At 42.2% G+C, this 18,870-nt stretch carries 14 protein-coding genes; 8 read left to right on the forward strand and 6 right to left on the reverse strand.

The annotated features are described in order from the left end of the window. The first annotated feature begins 20 nt into the window (after nucleotides 1–20). The 4 genes from PQ469_RS10325 (at nucleotide 21) to PQ469_RS10340 (ending at nucleotide 3,358) form a co-directional block, all read left to right on the forward strand. Nucleotides 21–293, forward strand: coding sequence for a hypothetical protein (locus PQ469_RS10325; RefSeq protein ID WP_090647080.1), 273 nt, complete (start codon nucleotides 21–23; stop codon nucleotides 291–293). Between the two features lie 106 nt (nucleotides 294–399). Then, complete coding sequence (rpe, locus tag PQ469_RS10330) at nucleotides 400–1,050, forward strand: ribulose-phosphate 3-epimerase (protein WP_274212892.1); 651 nt, start codon at nucleotides 400–402, stop codon at nucleotides 1,048–1,050. 202 nt (nucleotides 1,051–1,252) lie between these two features. Next, nucleotides 1,253–2,320, forward strand: coding sequence for a 3-phosphoserine/phosphohydroxythreonine transaminase (gene serC, locus PQ469_RS10335; protein ID WP_274212893.1), 1,068 nt, complete (start codon nucleotides 1,253–1,255; stop codon nucleotides 2,318–2,320). 84 nt (nucleotides 2,321–2,404) lie between these two features. Next, the gene (locus tag PQ469_RS10340; RefSeq protein ID WP_177183787.1) at nucleotides 2,405–3,358 is read left to right on the forward strand and encodes a D-2-hydroxyacid dehydrogenase; all 954 of its coding nucleotides are present in this window, start codon (nucleotides 2,405–2,407) and stop codon (nucleotides 3,356–3,358) included. 328 nt (nucleotides 3,359–3,686) lie between these two features. Here the strand turns inward: PQ469_RS10340 and PQ469_RS10345 are convergent, their stop codons facing one another. After that, nucleotides 3,687–4,631: an MlaD family protein gene (locus PQ469_RS10345; RefSeq protein ID WP_090647093.1), complete on the reverse strand. Its 945-nt coding sequence runs from the start codon at nucleotides 4,629–4,631 to the stop codon at nucleotides 3,687–3,689. A gap of 272 nt (nucleotides 4,632–4,903) precedes the next feature. Beyond that, nucleotides 4,904–5,806 carry an N-acetylmuramoyl-L-alanine amidase family protein gene (locus PQ469_RS10350; protein WP_274212894.1) on the reverse strand — a complete coding sequence of 301 codons (903 nt, stop codon included), beginning with the start codon at nucleotides 5,804–5,806 and terminating at the stop codon, nucleotides 4,904–4,906. A 52-nt stretch (nucleotides 5,807–5,858) separates the two neighbouring features. Between PQ469_RS10350 and PQ469_RS10355 the strand changes: the two genes are divergently transcribed. The 3 genes from PQ469_RS10355 to PQ469_RS10365 are packed head-to-tail and all read left to right on the forward strand — an operon-like array spanning nucleotide 5,859 to nucleotide 11,651. After that, nucleotides 5,859–8,708, forward strand: coding sequence for a putative LPS assembly protein LptD (locus tag PQ469_RS10355; RefSeq protein ID WP_274212896.1), 2,850 nt, complete (start codon nucleotides 5,859–5,861; stop codon nucleotides 8,706–8,708). A gap of 5 nt (nucleotides 8,709–8,713) precedes the next feature. Then, the gene (locus PQ469_RS10360; RefSeq protein ID WP_274212897.1) at nucleotides 8,714–9,961 is read left to right on the forward strand and encodes a competence/damage-inducible protein A; all 1,248 of its coding nucleotides are present in this window, start codon (nucleotides 8,714–8,716) and stop codon (nucleotides 9,959–9,961) included. A 43-nt stretch (nucleotides 9,962–10,004) separates the two neighbouring features. Continuing rightward, nucleotides 10,005–11,651, forward strand: coding sequence for a dihydrolipoamide acetyltransferase family protein (locus PQ469_RS10365; protein WP_274212899.1), 1,647 nt, complete (start codon nucleotides 10,005–10,007; stop codon nucleotides 11,649–11,651). Nucleotides 11,652–12,081: 430 nt separating this feature from the next. On the opposite strand, the gene PQ469_RS10370 is transcribed toward PQ469_RS10365, so the two are convergent. Continuing rightward, entirely contained in the window at nucleotides 12,082–14,814 is a 2,733-nt protein-coding gene (locus PQ469_RS10370; protein ID WP_274212900.1) for a S9 family peptidase, read from the reverse strand. 229 nt (nucleotides 14,815–15,043) lie between these two features. On the opposite strand from PQ469_RS10370, the gene PQ469_RS10375 reads away from it, so the two are divergent. Beyond that, nucleotides 15,044–15,502, forward strand: a complete 459-nt coding sequence (locus PQ469_RS10375; protein WP_274212901.1) for a hypothetical protein — start codon at nucleotides 15,044–15,046, stop codon at nucleotides 15,500–15,502. Nucleotides 15,503–15,558: 56 nt separating this feature from the next. Here the strand turns inward: PQ469_RS10375 and PQ469_RS10380 are convergent, their stop codons facing one another. The 3 genes from PQ469_RS10380 to argB form a co-directional block, all read right to left on the reverse strand. Beyond that, nucleotides 15,559–16,935 (reverse strand): aspartate kinase, encoded by a 1,377-nt coding sequence (locus PQ469_RS10380; RefSeq protein ID WP_274212902.1) that lies wholly within the window; start codon nucleotides 16,933–16,935, stop codon nucleotides 15,559–15,561. A gap of 222 nt (nucleotides 16,936–17,157) precedes the next feature. Then, nucleotides 17,158–17,979, reverse strand: a complete 822-nt coding sequence (gene proC, locus PQ469_RS10385) for a pyrroline-5-carboxylate reductase (RefSeq protein ID WP_274212903.1) — start codon at nucleotides 17,977–17,979, stop codon at nucleotides 17,158–17,160. Beyond that, entirely contained in the window at nucleotides 17,976–18,821 is an 846-nt protein-coding gene (gene argB, locus PQ469_RS10390) for an acetylglutamate kinase (protein WP_274212904.1), read from the reverse strand. The genes proC and argB overlap by 4 nt, the downstream gene beginning before the upstream one ends. Nucleotides 18,822–18,870 lie beyond the last annotated feature (49 nt).

The raw sequence follows: 18,870 nt of genomic DNA on the forward strand, positions 1-18,870 counted from the left end.
CGATCCTGCTTGTAAAAACGATGACCCCTGCTACAAACGATCCTTTAGATTTTCTTAATAGCAATCCGCAGGGAATACAATCGGCTACACAAACCGATTTAGTTCAATTGCTGCTATATGAGATCATCCGGGTTAAAGAATTAATACTGTATTATGACTCCATTCCCAATGGAGGTGGTCAGCTTGGCTCATCAATTTTGAATGAGCTGGTATCAGAAGCCTATCAATCGCTTGTAAACTACGATACAGTACTGATGAAAAAGTACTATGACTTGTTGCTAAACTGCGATTAAGCTGCATATGTGCAGATATGCAGATTTTAGATGTGCAGATGTTTACTTAAGATAAAACTTTACAAATAATTGCCAATTGCAATGTTGGGGATTTATATATTTGCACATGAACCATCTGATAGCGCCATCTATTTTAGCGGCCGACTTTGCCAACCTGCAACGCGATATTGAAATGATCAATAACAGCGAAGCTGATTGGGTGCATGTTGATATTATGGATGGCATGTTTGTGCCAAATATCTCTTTTGGTTTTCCGGTTGTTGCTGCCACAAAAAGGCATGCCACCAAACCGCTGGATGTTCACCTGATGATTGTTGATCCTGATAGGTACGTTAAGGCGTTTAAAGATGCCGGTGCCAATGGTATCACTGTTCATTACGAAGCCTGCCCGCATTTACATCGCACCGTACAAGCTATTAAAGAGCTTGGCTGCAGGGCGGGAGTCGCCCTTAATCCGCATACGCCCGTAGCTTTGCTTGAGGATATAATAGCCGACCTGGATATGGTACTCATTATGTCTGTTAATCCTGGCTTTGGCGGCCAAAAGTTTATTGCCAATACCTACAAAAAGCTTAACGATTTGAAGGCCCTGAGTGAAAGGAAAAATCCGGGCTTATTTATCGAGGTTGATGGCGGTGTAGATCAAAATAATGTTAAAGAATTATTGCAAGCAGGTGCAAATGTGCTTGTTGCGGGCAGTTCTGTGTTCTCATCGGCCATACCGGCCGATGCAATATATAACCTCAAACACCCTTAAAAGTTATTACAATTGTAATAATTACTACCAACCTTATAGGATAAATTTGATATTTGCAATCAAAAAGGCTTTTGTTGATTAATTGTATATTTTTTCAAAAAACGTAAATTAATCCTATGAATTTTGTCAAATTGATTAACTTCGGCCCAACTAAATACAAAGTTCCTAATCAAGTATTCAGAACCTACAATTCGTTAATTATATGAAACATAATTTTGGTGCCGGACCAGGCATTTTACCTCAGGAGGTTTTAAAACAAGCTTCCGAGGCGGTTATTGATTTTAATGGTACAGGATTATCATTGCTGGAGATCTCTCACAGGTCGAAAGAATTTGAAGCAGTTTTGAATGAAGCTGTTGCATTGGTAAAAGAATTATTTGATGTGCCAGAAGGTTATTCGATATTATTTTTACAAGGCGGCGCCAGTACGCAGTTTGCCATGGCCCCCTACAATTTATTGCCTTCAACAGGCAAAGCCGCTTACCTGGAAACAGGTGTTTGGGCTAATAAAGCCTTAAAGGAAGCCAAGTTTTTTGGCGAAGTAGAGATTGTTGCCTCTTCAAAAGCCGATAATTTTACTTACATCCCTAAAGATTATACTATTCCTGCTGATGCGGCTTATTTCCACATCACTTCAAACAATACCATTTATGGTACACAGTTACAGGAATTCCCAAAATCGCCGGTACCGGTTGTTTGCGATATGTCGTCAGATATTTTCAGCCGTAAAATTAACGTTGCCGACTTTGGTTTAATTTACGCCGGCGCTCAAAAAAACATGGGCCCTGCAGGTGTTACCTTAGTTATTGTTAAAGACGAAATTTTAGGTAAAGTTGACCGTAAAATACCGGCGATGCTTAATTACCAGGTACAAATTGAAGGCGGATCGATGTATAACACCCCTCCATGTTTTGCTATCTACGTATCGATGCTTACGCTGCAATGGTTAAAAGCCAAAGGCGGCGTTGAAGTTATCGAGCAGGAAAACATCACCAAAGCACGCGTATTATATGACGAGATTGAACGCAACCCGTTATTTAAACCGGTTTGCGCTACAGAAGATCGCTCGCACATGAACGTAACCTTCGTAATGGAAAATCCTGAACTGGAAAAACCATTCCTGAAACTATGCGACGAAAGAGGTATAGTAGGTATCAAAGGCCACAGAAGCGTTGGTGGTTTCCGCGCATCAATTTACAACGCGTTGCCAATAACCAGCGTTTACGCCCTTATTGACGTAATGCAGGAGTTTGCTGAATCAAATAAATAATTTAGTCATCAGTAATTGGTCATTAGTCATTTTGGATGGCGGATAGACCAATGACTAATGACCAATGACTAATGACAAAATAAGATGATCAAAATATTAGCTAATGACGGTATCGACCCGATTGGAAAACAGCTTTTAGAAGAAGCCGGTTTTATTGTTGATACCAATAACATTCCGCAGGATGAATTACCTGTGCGGTTACAAGAGTACGATGCCATTACTGTACGTAGCGCAACTAAAGTACGTAAAGCCCTTATTGATGCCTGCCCAAATCTTAAAGTGATTGGCCGTGGCGGTGTTGGTATGGATAACATTGATGTAGAATATGCAAGGGAAAAAGGCCTGAGCGTTTATAATACGCCTGCGTCATCTTCATTATCAGTTGCCGAACTTGTTTTTGCCAGTTTATTTGGCGCGGTAAGGTTTTTGCCAGATAGCAACCGCAAAATGCCGGTTGAAGGTGGTACTAAATTTAACGACCTGAAGAAGGCTTATGCAAAAGGTATCGAACTGCGCGGTAAAACTTTAGGTATTGTTGGCTTTGGCCGTATCGGCCGCGAGGTGGCTAAAATAGCTATCGGCGTTGGTATGGAAGTTTTGGCTTATGATTTATTCCCTTTTAACCCCGAGTTGGATATTGTTTTAGGTGGTGGTACAACCGTTAAGGTAAGTGTAAAAACTTCAACTTTAGAAGAGGTAACCAAAACGGCCGATTTCATTACCCTGCACACGCCGTTTATTGACAAGGCCCTGTTTGGTGCCGAAGAATTGGCATTGACCAAAAAAGGTGTTGGCTTTGTAAATATTTCACGCGGTGGTTTAATTGACGAATTGGCTTTAGTTGACGCGTTAAACAGCGGCCAGGTTTCATTTGCAGCTTTAGACGTATTTGATAACGAGCCAACCCCCCGCGAAGAGATACTGAAACACCCTAAAATTTCTTTAACCCCTCACATTGGTGCTGCCACCAATGAGGCACAGGAAAGAATAGGTGTGGAGCTTGCCAACCTGATCATCGATCACTTTAAAAAAGCATAAACACTAATTTGACTATTGAGCCGAATTTCACGAATTTGATTAGAGGCTGATTTTTTGAATATAACGAATGGCACGAATTCCTAAAGAGTTCGTGCCATTTGGTTTGGTGCGATGTCACCAGGTATAAAGCGATGACCAACTATGCACATTCGCCTTACATTCATGCGGTTGCTTTTGTTCCTTATAAGTGATGGTCACAGCTAACCCGATACAGTACGACGGAATTTACGAAAGCCTCTCGAATTTGTGATAAATACCTGCCTACACACAAAAGCCGGATAAATTTCATTTACCCGGCTTTTGTGCTTTAAACTCTTAATTCTTTTTTTTAATCTTTTTTACCGCCAAATACCGAGAAACTCACGTAACGTTTAGGATGAGCTTTTAAATCGAGCAACAGGTTGTTTAGGCTGTTGGTGGCGGCATCCATGTTTTTGTAAACCTTATCGTCGTTCATCAACAAGCCCAAAGTTCCTTTGGTCGAATTGATATTGGCGATAGTTGCCTGTAAATCGGCCATGGCCTTATTGGCGTTATCTAAGGTGTTTTTGATGTTCGATGCAGCTATATCGTTACTTATTTTTTCAAAATTAGTAGCCATACCGTTTATATGTACGGTGCTCGTCTTCAGGTTAGATGATACTACTTCGGCATTCGACAGTATTACATCAATGTGTTTGGTTTGGGTTCCAACCAGGTTATCTATTTTTTTGGTAACACCTTCCAGGGTTTGCAGGGAGTTGGCAATGCTCATAAAACTGCGGTCAACATTCTTCTGAAAATTTGGGTTCAGGATCTTGTTGATGGCCGCTAACGATGAATCGAGCTTGGTAATCAGCATTTCGGCTTTTTTTTGTATCGGCTGCAGGCTCTCGGCCAGGCTTCCCTGTATGTCGGCCTTCAAAGTGTCTTTGTTTTCGGCAAGTATTTTACTATTGCCTAATTCAAAAACAATGGCTTTGCTACCTAAAAGATCAGTGCTTTCCAGCTTGGCCAGGGTATTGTTCGGGACATCGTATTTTTCCTCAATCTTAAATTCAACTATGGTGCGGCCATCCGGCTGAAGCTCCATTTTTGAAATACGGCCAATCTGGAAACCATTTACCAGTACAGGTTTTGATACGCCGAGGCCTTCAACACTGTTGTATACGGCGTAAAACTTATTTGATCCCGAAAATACATCGTTACCCCTTAAAAAGCTGTATCCTAAAACGAGTATAGTGATAGCAATAACCGTAAGGGCGCCTATTTTTGTTTCGTTTGAAATTTTCATTAAGTAGTGTGATTATGTTTAAATGTTTTTGCTGGCAATGCCCGCGGCACAGGTGATGTTATAAGCAATATACGTTTGAACAACTGATTAAGTTTTTATACACACTAATTATCGCGAATTGTATCGAATTGAAGAATGGCTCGTATCTATATTAATTTTATGATTCTTGCAATTCATTTTAATTATTGAAAATTAGTGTCTCTTATCATGTTTATATTCAACTTTTATAATTCGTGAAATTCGATATAATTAGTAACAAATTCGTATGTAAATTATTGCGATACATGCTCCACTTCGTTTTTATAATTTAACAGCGCACGCACAATTGAACTCACAATTTCATTTTGTCCATCTTCCGAGTTTAGGTACGCTTCATCGCTTGGGTTATTAATATAGCCTGTTTCAACCAAAACGGATGGCATTGCGGTATGGCAAAGTACGTAAATACCTTGTTCCCGTAAACCTTCGCTTGGCCGCCCATCGGTTTCAACAAATTCATTATTAATTAAAGTTGCCAGTTTGATGCTTTGCTGCCTGAATTTTCTTTTATACTCGTTGGTTAAAATGATAGTAATGGGATCGTCGGGATCTAATCCGGCGTCCATTCCCGAATCTTCCTCAACCTGGTTGTGAACGATGGTCCTTTCCTCTTCTTTTGACCGGTGTAAACCGTAAACCAACAATAATACTCCTTTGCCGGAGCGGTCTGGTACACTTACCGTACGGTAAACCGGCTTATGGCGTTTTGTGCCAACTTGCTCGCGCACATGCCTGTCAGATAGTGAGTTGCAGTGTATAGATACAAAAATATTGCCTTTGTTTTCGTTTGCTATTTCGGCGCGGCGTTCAAATGATACATCGTCCTCTGTCGACCGGGTTAAAACGGCTTTTACCCCAGCCATATCTTTTTCTATTGCAGCCTGCAATTTTAAAGCGATAGCAAGCGTTACATTTCTTTCCGAAGAAAAACTTCCTGATGCTCCGTGCGAGAAATGCCCCGTCCCGGTGGGCTTGCCGCCATGACCAGCATCAACGATAATAGTTTTTATTTTGAAACCCGAATTAACAACCGTATCTGTTTTGATGAGGCCGTAAGAAATAAGTGGGAACGATGAAAGGAGTAACAACAATGCCGATAAACTATAAATCAATCTTTTCAATGCCCTATTTTTCATTATTTTTGAACGCTGTTAACTATATCTGCAAAAATACTATTCATAATCAATTTTGAAATTCATAACTCTTTTTTTTCTGTTTGCAATTATTTTAACGGTAAATGTACTGGTTGCCGAAAGCAAAGGTACATATAACAGGTATAGCCGCAAGGCCGTTGCAGATACGATTATTAAACTCGACACTACTAAGGCAAAAGATAGAAAACTCCTTAAAGTTAAGAAATCTAAGCAAAATAAGCCAAATCTAAATGCAGATGGGCAGGGTGTAAGCAATACTTTTAACATCACTCCTGCTGTAGATACCGTTATTAAAGCGGATACCAATAAAAACAAAAACAGCCAGGGTAAGCCAACAATACCGGGTAAGCCCCAAACCAAGTTGCCTGAAACTGATACAACAAAAAAGAAAGGGGGCATCCAATCGGAAGTTAAGGCAGTGGCCGAAGATTCGACAATTGTTGATAACGAACATAATATTTTATACTTGTACGGTCGTGCAAGGGTAACTTACGAGGATTTTGAGCTGGATGCAGACTATATCAGGGTCGACCAAAAAAATCACCTCATTTTCGCCAGCGGGAGTATTGATCCGCGTACCAGGCGTTATGTTGGGCGGCCTTTGTCTAAATCAAAAAATGAAAAACCGATAGCATCCGACTCGCTGTTGTTTAATTACACCACCAAAAAAGGAAAGCTTTACAACCCTGCATCTGAACAGGAAGGTAATTTTATATCAGGAGGGCAGGCAAAAAAACTTAACGAAACCGAAGTTGCCTACCGTAATGTTATATTTAGTACCTGCGATTTGCCTTATCCGGATACACATTTTGGTATTGTGATAACCAAAGGTATCGGCGAAAAAAACAGGATCATATCCGGCCCCGCTTATTTGGAAATTGAGGGGGTACCGCTGCCCCTGGCTATTCCGTTTGGCTTTTTTCCGAAGCCCAATACGCGAACATCCGGGGTTATCCTGCCAACTTTTGGCGAGGATGCAAAACTGGGCTTTAAACTGTCTGGCTTTGGTTATTACCTGGGCTTAAGCGATTATATGGATTTAACTACCACTGGTACCATCTACTCCAAGGGGTCATATGAAGTAAATTCTACCGCGCGGTATCTTGTGCGTTATAAATATACCGGCAACCTGTCCTTAAGTTATGGATCGCATAATTACGGCCTGCCTGGCGACCCTGCCGTAAAAGATATCCATATAGATTGGACGCACTCACAGGATCCGAGCGCTAATCCGGGCTCAACATTCAGCGCATCGGTAAACGCTGGTACTTCGGGTTATTTTTCGCGCAATCCGTCAACGTCAAATTATAACGTAGTTACCGCGGCGCAAAGTAGCTTACGTTCAAGTATATCCTATGGCAAAACGTGGGCGGGTACGCCCTTTAACCTAAGTGTCGGTATTGGCCACAGCCAGGATATAGCCAACAAAACAATCACTATCGAGTTGCCAACTATTGCTTTTGGAATGTCGTCAATTAACCCGTTTGACTCAAAAGACAGGGTTGGTGAGCAAAAATGGTATCAAAAAATAACCGTGAGTTATAACATGAATGCTACCAATAAAGTAAACAACATTCCCGAGTCTGAGTTGTTTAAAAGCACAGTTACCAAACGGTTGCAAAATGGTTTTCAACACCAGATACCGGTAAGCCTTGGGTTAAACGTGCTTAAATATTTTCAGTTTAACAGCAGCGTAAATTATACTGAGCGCTGGTATTTTCAAAGTGTAAACAAACATTTTGAACGCGGAAGCATCAGCAACTCTGATCAGTTATTGGTTGATACATTACAGGGATTTAAGCGTGCAGGCAACTACAGTTTAAGTACCGGCCTATCAACCAAGTTATACGGTACCTTAAACTTTAAAGGCAATTTAAAAGCTATAAGGCACGTAATGACCCCTTCAATCGGTTTTGGTTACACCCCTGATTTTAGCGACCCAAGCTACGGGTATTATAAAACCGCGGTAAGCCAGGCAAGCGTGCCATACCCTTACACCTATCAAAGATATTCAATTTTTGAAAACGGCGTCTATGGCTATCCATCGTCGGGTAAACAGGCAGGCATCAGCTTCGCGCTTGATAACACAATCGAGGCCAAGTTAAAAGCCAAAAGCACCGATACATCAGGCACCGATAGAAAGATTACCCTTTTACAGGGCTTATCATTTTCAAGTTTTTACAATTTTGCCGCCGACTCCATGAAATTGGCCAATATTCAGTTTTCGGGTCACACCGCTATTTTTAAACAAAAGGTGAATATTAGTTTTAGCGGCTCATTTGATCCTTATGTTACCGCTGTGCATGATTCTATTGCTAACAATACTATTGTACGCACCAGCCAGCGGGTTAATAAGTTCAGGTGGTCAAACGGTCAGTTTCCGCAGTTAAACCAACTGAGTATATCTATGAGCGGCAGCTTAAATTCCACATCGGCCAAAGCGCCGGGTACACCTAATGTGAATACCTTGCAAGGGGCAGGTTCCCCGCAATTACAACGTCTGGCGCTGGTAAACAGCGATCCAAATTCATATGTCGATTTTAACGTACCCTGGAATATATCCTTAAACTACAGTTATAGCTACAGTAATTATCTTAACCAGGTATCTACCAGCAATACCCTTATGATAAGCGGCGATGTTAGCATCACCCAAAAATGGAAAATTCAATACTCAACCAACTACGATTTTAAGGCCATGAAACTGGCCAGCGCTACCTCATTTTCTATTTATCGCGATTTGCATTGCTGGGACCTTTCGTTTCAATGGGTGCCTTTTGGTTATTTAAAATCATATAATGTTACATTAAAGGTAAAATCTACTATTTTGCAGGACTTGAAGCTGAGTAAAAGAAACGACTACTCAAGTAATAGGACTTTTTATTAATTATTATGCTGGCAGAGATCATAACCATTGGCGACGAAATACTGATAGGACAAATTGTTGATACCAATTCGGCCTGGATGGCTAAGGAGCTTAATAAAATAGGAATAAGAGTAAAACAGATCTCGTCGGTATCTGACGATAAGGAACATATACTTAACGCATTGGCCGAGGCCGCAGGCAGGGCTAAAGTTATTTTTATTACCGGAGGATTAGGCCCAACGAAAGATGACATCACCAAAAAAACATTGGCGGAGTATTTTAAGGCCGATATGGTAGAAAATAAGCAAGCATTGGAAAATGTGGAGCGTATTTTTGCCAAATATAACCGCCCTCTGCTCGAAATTAACCGGCTACAGGCCCAGGTGCCATCAAACTGCGAGATCATATTAAACAAAAATGGTACCGCGCCTGGTATGTGGTTTAACCATGATGGGGTGATATATGTATCGATGCCGGGTGTTCCCTTCGAGATGATGTATATGATGGAAGATGGTGTAATACCAAAGTTAAAGGCTACGTTGAAATTGCCTTCAATCATTCACAAAACACTTTTAACGGTTGGCGAAGGGGAGTCTTTTTTGGCCGAAAGGATAGCGGATATTGAAGATGCATTGCCATCATATATTAAGTTGGCTTATTTACCCAAATTAGGTCAGGTTAGGTTGCGACTGAGTGCTTTTGGGGATGATATTGCACTGATGCAAAATGACGTTGATGAATTTGCCGGAAAAATAATTGAGCGCATAGGCCGTGTTTTTGTTGTTGCCGAAGATATTCCTTTAGAAAAAGCGATACTTAATAAAATGGCCGAAAAAGGGCTAACCTTATCGGTGGCCGAAAGCTGTACGGGCGGATATCTTTCTCATCTTTTTACCCAGCATGCCGGTTCATCAAAAGTATTTTTTGGAGGTGGAATTGTGTATTCGTATGAGTTGAAGGAGCATATTCTTGGGGTAAAACCAGAAACCTTGTTGACTTTTGGAGCGGTAAGCGAGCAAACTGTGAAAGAAATGGTAGAGGGGGCGTTGTTAAATTTCAGGTCGGATTTTGCCATATCCATAACGGGGATAGCAGGCCCCGATGGGGCCACCGATGATAAACCCGTTGGTACTGTGTGGATTGCCGTTGCAGGCAGGGGCAGGTTGTTAGTAAAGAAATACACATTTGGCAATAAAAGGCAGCAAAACATCGAAAGGAGTGCTGTAACGGCATTAGCCATGTTGAATACTTTACTAACAGATGTTGTAGATTAAGCTGCAAAATGTATAATTTTGTGCGAAAGCATAATTTGTATCTATGGCCAAATATCAACTATTATTGCCAAAAATGGGTGAAAGCGTTGCGGAGGCAACCGTAATTAAATGGAACAAAAATCCAGGAGATCGCGTTGATGCCGACGAAGCAGTAATGGAGATTGCGACTGATAAAGTTGATTCAGACGTGCCGTCACCCGTTGCCGGTAGGTTAATAGAGCAATTATACCAGGAGAATGATGTAGTGCAGGTAGGGGCGATAATTGCCATTATTGAAACCGATGAGCCGGAACATGTAACTGCCGGATCCGATTCTAAGTCAGCGCCGGAAGTTGAAACAACAATTCCTGCCATTGAAGTACCTTACATAGCAGAATCGGCACCGGTTGAAGAAAATCAGGATGATTTTAAGGAATACACGCCGTTTAATGAGGTTAGGTACGACGCACAGCCCCCTGTAGTTGAAAATCAAGAGGTTGCAGAATATCAACCCGATGTTGTAGCACCTGCAGATATACCGGGCATTGCACAGCTTGAACCCCAGGCGCCATCGCCTTATGATCAGAATTTTAAAGGTGAGGGACGGTTTTACTCGCCGTTGGTACGTAATATAGCCAGCCAGGAAAATATCAGCATTGATGAACTCGACCGTATTCCCGGTACCGGATCTGAAGGCCGTTTGACCAAAGACGATCTGTTAAGTTATATTCAATATAAAAATTCGCCGGTTGCCGCTCAAAAAGAGGCAGTACCTGAACCGCCCTTTGCTGCAGTATCGCAAACTGTTGAACCAACAAGTGTTGCCGCGCCGGTAGAAAGCCCGGTGACCGAGAAGCCGGCGGCTGCGTTTGAGCCTGAACAAGTGAAAGAACCAACAATGGTTCCGGAGCCACAACCTGTACCCGGACCGGAAACGGTGTCTGCACCACAGGCCGAAGTTCCACCTGCACAGCCTGCATCAGCCGCGGGTTCGGTATCTGGTGTCGATGAGGTCATCGAGATGGACAGGATGCGCCGCCTGATTGCCGATCATATGGTGATGAGCAAGCAAACCTCGCCGCATGTTACCTCATTTGTTGAGGCCGATGTAACCGGGCTGGTTTTATGGCGCGAAAAGGTGAAAGGCAGCTTTGAAAAACGTGAGAACGAAAAAATAACCTTTACCCCGATATTTATTGAAGCCGTAGTTAAGGCGATCAAAGATTTCCCGATGATCAATGTAACGGTTAATGGTACGCAAATTATAAAGAAGGCAGCTATCAATATCAGCATGGCAACCGCCCTGCCAAGTGGTAACCTGATAGTGCCGGTGATTAAAAAAGCCGATGAGTTAAACCTGCTGGGGATTACCAAGGCAGTTAATGACCTGGCCAACCGTGCCCGTACCGGTAAATTATTACCTGACGATGTAAGAGATGGTACATTTACAATAACTAACGTGGGATCGTTTGGCAATGTGATGGGTACGCCAATTATTAATCAGCCACAGGTAGCCATACTGGCAGTTGGCGCCATCAAGAAAAAACCGGCTGTAATAGAAACCCCGCAGGGAGATGTAATAGCCATCCGCCACATGATGTTCCTGTCGTTGTCATATGACCACAGGGTTGTTGATGGCGCCTTAGGGGGCTCATTTGTACGCCGGGTAGCCGATTACCTTGAAAAATGGGACGCAAACAGAGAGATATAAACAACTCATCATATAAAACAACAAAGCCGGACTAATTAATAATCCGGCTTTGTTGTTTCCGAACTTCCTTTTTTTGAAAGGGGAAGGGCGTTTGATAAAATAAGAAGTCTCCACTTTAGGGGAGATTTACAGGGCAAACTAATTGGGTTAACATAGCTTAACACATTTTAGATAAAATATTATAAATATTTGATAATCAATATTTTGTATTTTATCATGGTTAACACTAAACTGATTGCGCAATTTAGGCGCGTCCAAATACTTGTGCATGTTGTTGGCCAATACAAGTCCCTTCGGCAGCCGGATCATTTAACCAGGATCAGCCAATAAAAACAAAGTGTAGTTTGATGCTTATATCTTACCGACGCCATAAACTCATTCCATTAGCTATTTGGATGCGTTTACCCTGGGGAGATTTAAAGCGGCTCGCCTATTTTACCAACTCAAAGCCCCAGTCTTTACCCTTATCCGCAGCGGGTACACCTTTGGCCATCCAAACAGGCATTGGTGCGCCTTTCAAAAAGTGGTCAAAATATTGTTGCTCGCGTATGGTAATATCCTTGCGGTTTTGCCGCTGAACCAGGTTATGTGCTTCGCCGTTATATTGCAGCAGCCAAACCGGTTTGCCCAGGCGGCGCAGGGCTGTAAACATTTCTATCCCCTGGTACCAGGGCACCGCGCCGTCAGCATCGTTACTCATGATCATTACAGGGGTTTGTACTTTGGGAAGTTGGAACAACGGCGAATTCTCGATATACAACTCTGGCTTTTCCCATAATGTTGCGCCAATGCGGCTTTGCGTTTTCTCATATTGAAACTGCCTGTTAACACCCGACTCCCAGCGAATACCGCCGTATGCCGAAGTCATGTTGGCAACCGGAGCGCCGGCCCATGCAGCGGCATACATATTGGTTTGGGTAACCAGGTAAGCCACCTGGTAGCCGCCCCAGCTTTGTCCCTGGATGCCTATATGAGCGCCGTCAACCCACGAATTCTTTTTCAATGATTCAACTCCCGAGTTGATGAATTCAACCGCCGAAGCGCCGGGATGACCCGTTTCATAGCTAATATCAGGTGCAAAAACCAGATAGCCGTTACTTACAAAAAATGAAATGGGCAGGCGCGACGGGGTAGGTGCGGGGGGCAGGTAATTATATAATCCTTCGGATAGTTTTTCGTAAAAATATACTACCATGGGGTATTTTTTGTTGACGTCGAAATCCTCCGGCTTATATAAAATACCGGTCGACTTATAGCCTTTAGGCGTAGTCCAGTGCACCAGTTCGGCTGTTCCCCAGTTGTATTGGGCCTGTTGAAGGTTGATACTGCTAAGTTTGGTCTCTTTCTTCAGGTCGGTTGATACGTATAAATCCGGAGAAGATTCATAATTGGCTTTGGTGTAAATGTAAATTGCCGCCTTTTTTGCCCTGGTTAAATCGCCATAGCTGTATTTGCCCCAGGTTACCTTTTCAGGCGGGGATTTACTCTCAGGCGTTTTTACAAAATATCCCCATTGCTTTGTTTCCTCATCCTGCGCCAAAAACCACATAGGCTGTTTTGAGGGAATAAATTTTTGTTCGGGATCGGTTATGTCGTACCTGATAATGCGTTTGTTTTTGCGCCCTATACCGTTGGTAAAGTTGGTGGCTTCGCCCGTTGCGGGATCAATGCTCCAGATATCGTACCGGTCGTAAATTAATACGGCCTTATCGTCTTTTGTCCAGCCTGCTAAGCCGTAATCCTGGGCGTGGTTAGGTACATCATTCAGTTCGTCGCCCATTTTTGTGCCGATTGATTTTGTCAGGTTGGTTTTTGCGTCGGTCATGATCTGGTAGCTGTACCACTGCTGATCGGTAAAATTGAACCATATCACGTACTGCCCGTCCGGCGAGATGCGATAACTCGCTTTTACACCTTGGTTTATCAGCCGTTTGTTGCCGCTTTTAGTATCAATTAAAATGGCTTGCTGTTTGGTGTCGCCTTCCCATTGGGATTGTACGCGTGCGCCGGTATCTGTTAGTGCCAAAACATAACGCGCGTCCTTATTCTCGGCCACAAAAACTTCGGGAATAGCCTTGCTGCCCAATTGCACCTGTTTAGACGTTGGATCTTCGGGCCTGATTATAGCCAGGTAGCTTCTTTTAAGTTCTTTTTGCAGGTTTTTGAGCTGTTGGGGCTGCAAGTAATCATCTTTATAGTTCCAGATATCAAGCCGGGCTACTTCAAAATCAACAATAGTCGTATCGGCCGGTTTGGGGATAGGGGCGGTGCCAAAAAACAAGTTTGTGCCACTCTTGCTGAAATATATTTTACCATCGCCGCTCACGGCCCATTTATCGGGCATGGTTTCTAATCCTTCAGCGGCTATCACGGTAGCACTGTCGCGGGTTAGGTTGTAATAATAAAGCTTAAATGGTTTTACGAGGGCTTTCTCGGGGTTTTTCTCAGCAGCAAAAGCAATTTGCTTGCCGGCGTCATCAATGGTTATATTGTGATAATTGCCCCGGCCTTTGCTGATAGCTTTTACTGCGTTCTTATCCACATCAAAAACGTACAGGCCAGAAGTAAATTGTTTTTGCTTTGCCGGCGCGGTAACCGCAAAAGCCACCAGCTTACCATTTTTGCTTACCTGGTAATCGGTGACGTATTTAAAGGTATGGGTTATTGTACCTGCCAGTTGTTTTACCGTAAGGTCGGCACCGTCTTGTGTTGACGGTGCGGTAGTTTCTTTAATAGCTTTTTTGGAGGTATCGCCAGGCGAAGGTTTTTTTATAGTATCAGCAGCAGACAGATAGGCAATTACGTTGGCGCTTTCGGCTATTTTAAAGTTTCTGACTGACGGTATTTTGACGATATTTTGTGTCGAAAGCGAAATAAATCCTAAAGTATCTTTTGGGAATTCCGATTGTTTTTTCTTCTTGATCTTAGCTTGCCTGGTATCTTTAAAAAACGGCCTGATCTGGAATACCGCAAATTTACCATCGCTGCTGAAACGCGCCGTATCGGCACGTGGTATCTGAACTTTGGTTGTGTTTTTTGTATCAGTTATCACCAGGCAGGCATCGCCCTCCTGCGGTTTCACCACATACATAATCCATTTGCCATCATTACTTATCCGCTGGCCGGTTATGCTTTGCCATCCGTCAAAAACAGCGTGATCCAAAGGTTTTTTTGAGATTGTTTGAGCGGATAGGCTGACGTAGATAGCCGACAAAAGGATTATTAGTAAAAGTTTACGCATATCAACTTTGTTAACCATTAAATATGCTCAAAATAGCTCGTTTATAAAAATTAGCCACGTGAAAGTTACAATGTAGGGAGGAGAAGATACGGGATAATCCGAAAAGTAAAAGCTTAGTTACTTTAGGGTAATTTGTTACATTTGATGAAGGATGAAATACTATTTTAAATTTGGTGCTGGGTTGATTTTGCAATTAGTGGTAGCTGTAATATGGATACTTGTTATCTCTTTTAGCCGGAATATTCCACCAGTGGCAAATTGGTTTATATACATAGGCTTTGCGTTTAATCTCATCAGCCTGTTCTACTACAATTTAAAATCAATAATAGTGGCAATAAATAAAGAGCCTCAGCTTGAATTTGATGAGGTTTGTATTTATGACCATGTTAAAAATGCAAAATATTATTGGACAGATATTGAGGAGATTGAGGAAGAGAATGGTTCACTCATAATTAAAATGTATCCGGTTGCAAAGCAAATTTCAACTGGCCAGATTTTAATACGCCATGCTCCTAAAACTATCAGGCTTGGAAATGTGGATGTTTATTTAACAGAACTATTAACCATGCTGAATATTTACAGTATAAAGGCGATAAAAATGGAAAAGTGAGGGGATGACAATTGAGTATTTCTACTACAATTTTCATCCCCTGATTTGCTTTCAAATTATATCATCGCCTTATTCAAGGCCTTTATAGCTTCGGCAAAATCTTCTCTTGCAACCAAAAACTGGATGTTTACCTTGCGCAGGGCAAAGCCACAGCTTTTAATATTGATGCCTTTTTGTGCCAGCGCTGTTGCCGATTTGGCTAATAAGCCTGGCTGATCCATATTAGAACCGATGAGGCATACCATGGCCATTTTTTCTACAGTTACTTTCTCATAGTCATCTTCAAGCTCCTGTATCAGCTTTTTATTAAAATCCTTATCCCATATTACAATCGAGATACTGTTGGCGCTTGTGGCCTTAAAAGTATAGCTTACGCCATATTTATAAAACAGCTGCATGATATGAAAATCGGTACCTACGTTGCCCACCATCGATGGGTCGTATATATCAATCATCATTACGTGCTCGGTTCCGGTAATTACTTCAACCCTTTTTTTATCACATATGTACTCGCGTGTAATTAATGTGCCGGGATGTTCGGGTTGGAAAGTGTTTTTTATTCTCAGGTCAATATCATTGATCTCTAATGGTTTGGATGCTTTTGGATGGATAGCTTCCATGCCCACATCAGCCAATTGGTCGGCCACATCGTAGTTGGTATTGCCTACCGGGAAACAATTTTCAACGCCTACCAATTGCGGGTCGGCGGTACATAAATGGTATTCTTTATGGATGATAGCTTCCTGTGGTTTTACTTCAACAGCTATTTTACTAAAAGTAACTTCAGAATAGCCGCGGTCAAACTCGCGCATAATACCTTCAGTGCCTTTGGCGTAACCGGTTACAATAGTAATGGTGCCGGCAAAATCAATGTGCTGCAGATCCTTCCGGATACGTTGATCGATAGTTAAGGACCGGTGATCATGGAAGCCGCTCAAATCAACAAAAGTGGCGTTGATGCCCATATTTTGCAATACATTGGCAAATACAAACGCCGAATGACTTTCGCCTATCGATGCCAGGATTTCGCGTGCAGCCAGCAAGACGTCAGCTTTATTTACATAGCCAGAGGCGAGTATATTGGCAATATTTTCCAGGTAAGTTTGTGCGTCTTTAAGACGTTGCTCAATAAAAGCATCAGCCTGGGTAAGGTTTAAGCCAAGGCCTTCGTAGTTTTTATTGAGTTGCTTTAGTTTAACAATAAGTTCTTTAAGTGGCTTATGAAAATCCTTATAAGTTGCCAAACGATGATAAACACCAGGGGCCTTGGTTTTCTTATTTTCAAGCAAAAGGTTGGTTACCCCCGAAAATGCCGATACTACAAAGATGCGGTTGTAAAGCTGGTCGCCGCTGCGCTCAAACAGGATAATGTTTTTGATCACATCACCCAATGCGGTCATGGATGTACCGCCGATTTTTTCTACTGTTAACATTATTTTAAAACACGAATAGACACGAATTTTGTCGAATTACACGAATAAAAAACAAATTTTTGTCTATTTAGATATGAAAACTTTATATGATATAACTGCCTTTACGCCAATCAAACTCGTAAAATTCGAAAAAACTGGCACTAATTAGTGTATTGCAGCATTGTCTTGAACCAATCTAATTCGTGTAATTAGAAAAAATCTGTGACAATTTGTGTGTCAATATTAATGCTCTTCCTTTTTATAAAGGTCGCCTGCCTTCTCTGCAGATAACTTGATGCCCTTTATCATGGCCGAACTAAAGCCATTGTGTTCCATCTCGTTAAGGCCGGCAATGGTACAGCCGCTTGGCGAGGTCACCTTATCAATTTCCTGTTCGGGGTGCGATGATAGCTGTAATAGTAAATCGGCAGCGCCTTTGGCCGTTTGCGCAGCCATTTTCAAGGCATCGCCGGCGTGGAAACCAATCTCGGTGCCACCTTGCGATGCAGCGCGGATAGAGCGTAAAAAGAAGGCGATTCCGCAAGCACAAAGTGCGGTAGCCGATGTCATTAATTCTTCATTAATCTGGATGCTTACACCAACGGTATCAAAAAGTGATTTTACCAGGTTGATGTTTTTGTTGGTACCGTTATCGGTGGCAATACAAGTCATGGAGTGGCCAATGGCTATAGCCGTATTAGGCATAGCACGCACCACCTGTACGTTTAATTCCAATTGCTGGCGAATGTCGCTGCAACTAACGCCGGATATTACTGATATCAGGAGTTGTTTTTCGGGCTTGATGGCAGGCCTTATCTCGTCAAGTAACTTATTCAATTGCTGCGGCAAAACTGCCAAAACTATGATATCCGACTTTTTAACGGCTTTTAAATTGTTATCGGTGGTATGATAGCCTAAAGCGGCGTAATCTGCCAGCGCACCTGCATTTCTGCGTGTAAGTGTTATTTGCTGAGGTTTGCAAATACCTGCTTTAACTAACCCTTTGGCTAATGAAAGCCCGATGTTTCCAGAGCCCAAAATGGCTATTTGCTGTGATGCGTTCATGTGGTTTTACTTAAACGAGTTCCAAATGGTTTGTTATTCTTTATATTTCCTAAATCGTCGCTTTTGCCAATTATTACTGCTTTTACGCCGCGGGCTATCGCCGTAAATGCATTATCGAGTTTAGGCAGCATACCGCTGTGTATAATTCTCTCTTTTTTTAATTCTTCGTAGTGCTCCGGGTTTATCTCGCGTATTAATGAATCCTCATCATCAATGTCTTGTAAAACCCCCTTTTTTTCAAAGCAATAAATCAGGGTTGTATCATACAACGATGCCAGATTTACCGCTAACGCCGATGCAATAGTATCGGCATTAGTATTTAGCAACTGCCCTTCTCCATCGTGCGTTATCGCGCAAAATACTGGAGTAAAACCCGCCTCCATTAACCTGCTTATATTGCCCGGGTTGATGGAGTTTTCGTCTATATCGCCCACAAAACCATAATCAATAGTTTTTACCGGGCGTTTTTTTGCTTTAATAAAATTACCGTCTGCGCCGGTAAGCCCTATGGCGTTATTGCCAAAGCGTTGTAACTGAGCTACTATGTTTTTATTAATGAGGCCACCGTATACCATGGTAACCACTTTTAGCGTTTCTATATCGGTTATGCGCCGGCCATCAACAAGCTTTGCTTCAATGCCCAAATCTCCCGCTATTTGTGTTGCTACCTTACCACCGCCATGTACCAATATTTTAAAGCCATCCAGCGTTTCAAAATCTTTCAGGAAATGATATAAGTTTTCGGAGTTATCTATTACATTTCCGCCGATTTTGATAACATGCAGACTTTTTTTGGCCGCTATTTCGGTCGATTTAATAGAAACTGTATCACTTTTGTTCATTCTTCACAGTAATTTAACACGGCACTTATCAATTTGACTCTGTTTTTAA

The organism is Mucilaginibacter sp. KACC 22773 (genome assembly GCF_028736215.1).
In the GTDB taxonomy this organism is placed as follows: Bacteria; Bacteroidota; Bacteroidia; order Sphingobacteriales; family Sphingobacteriaceae; genus Mucilaginibacter.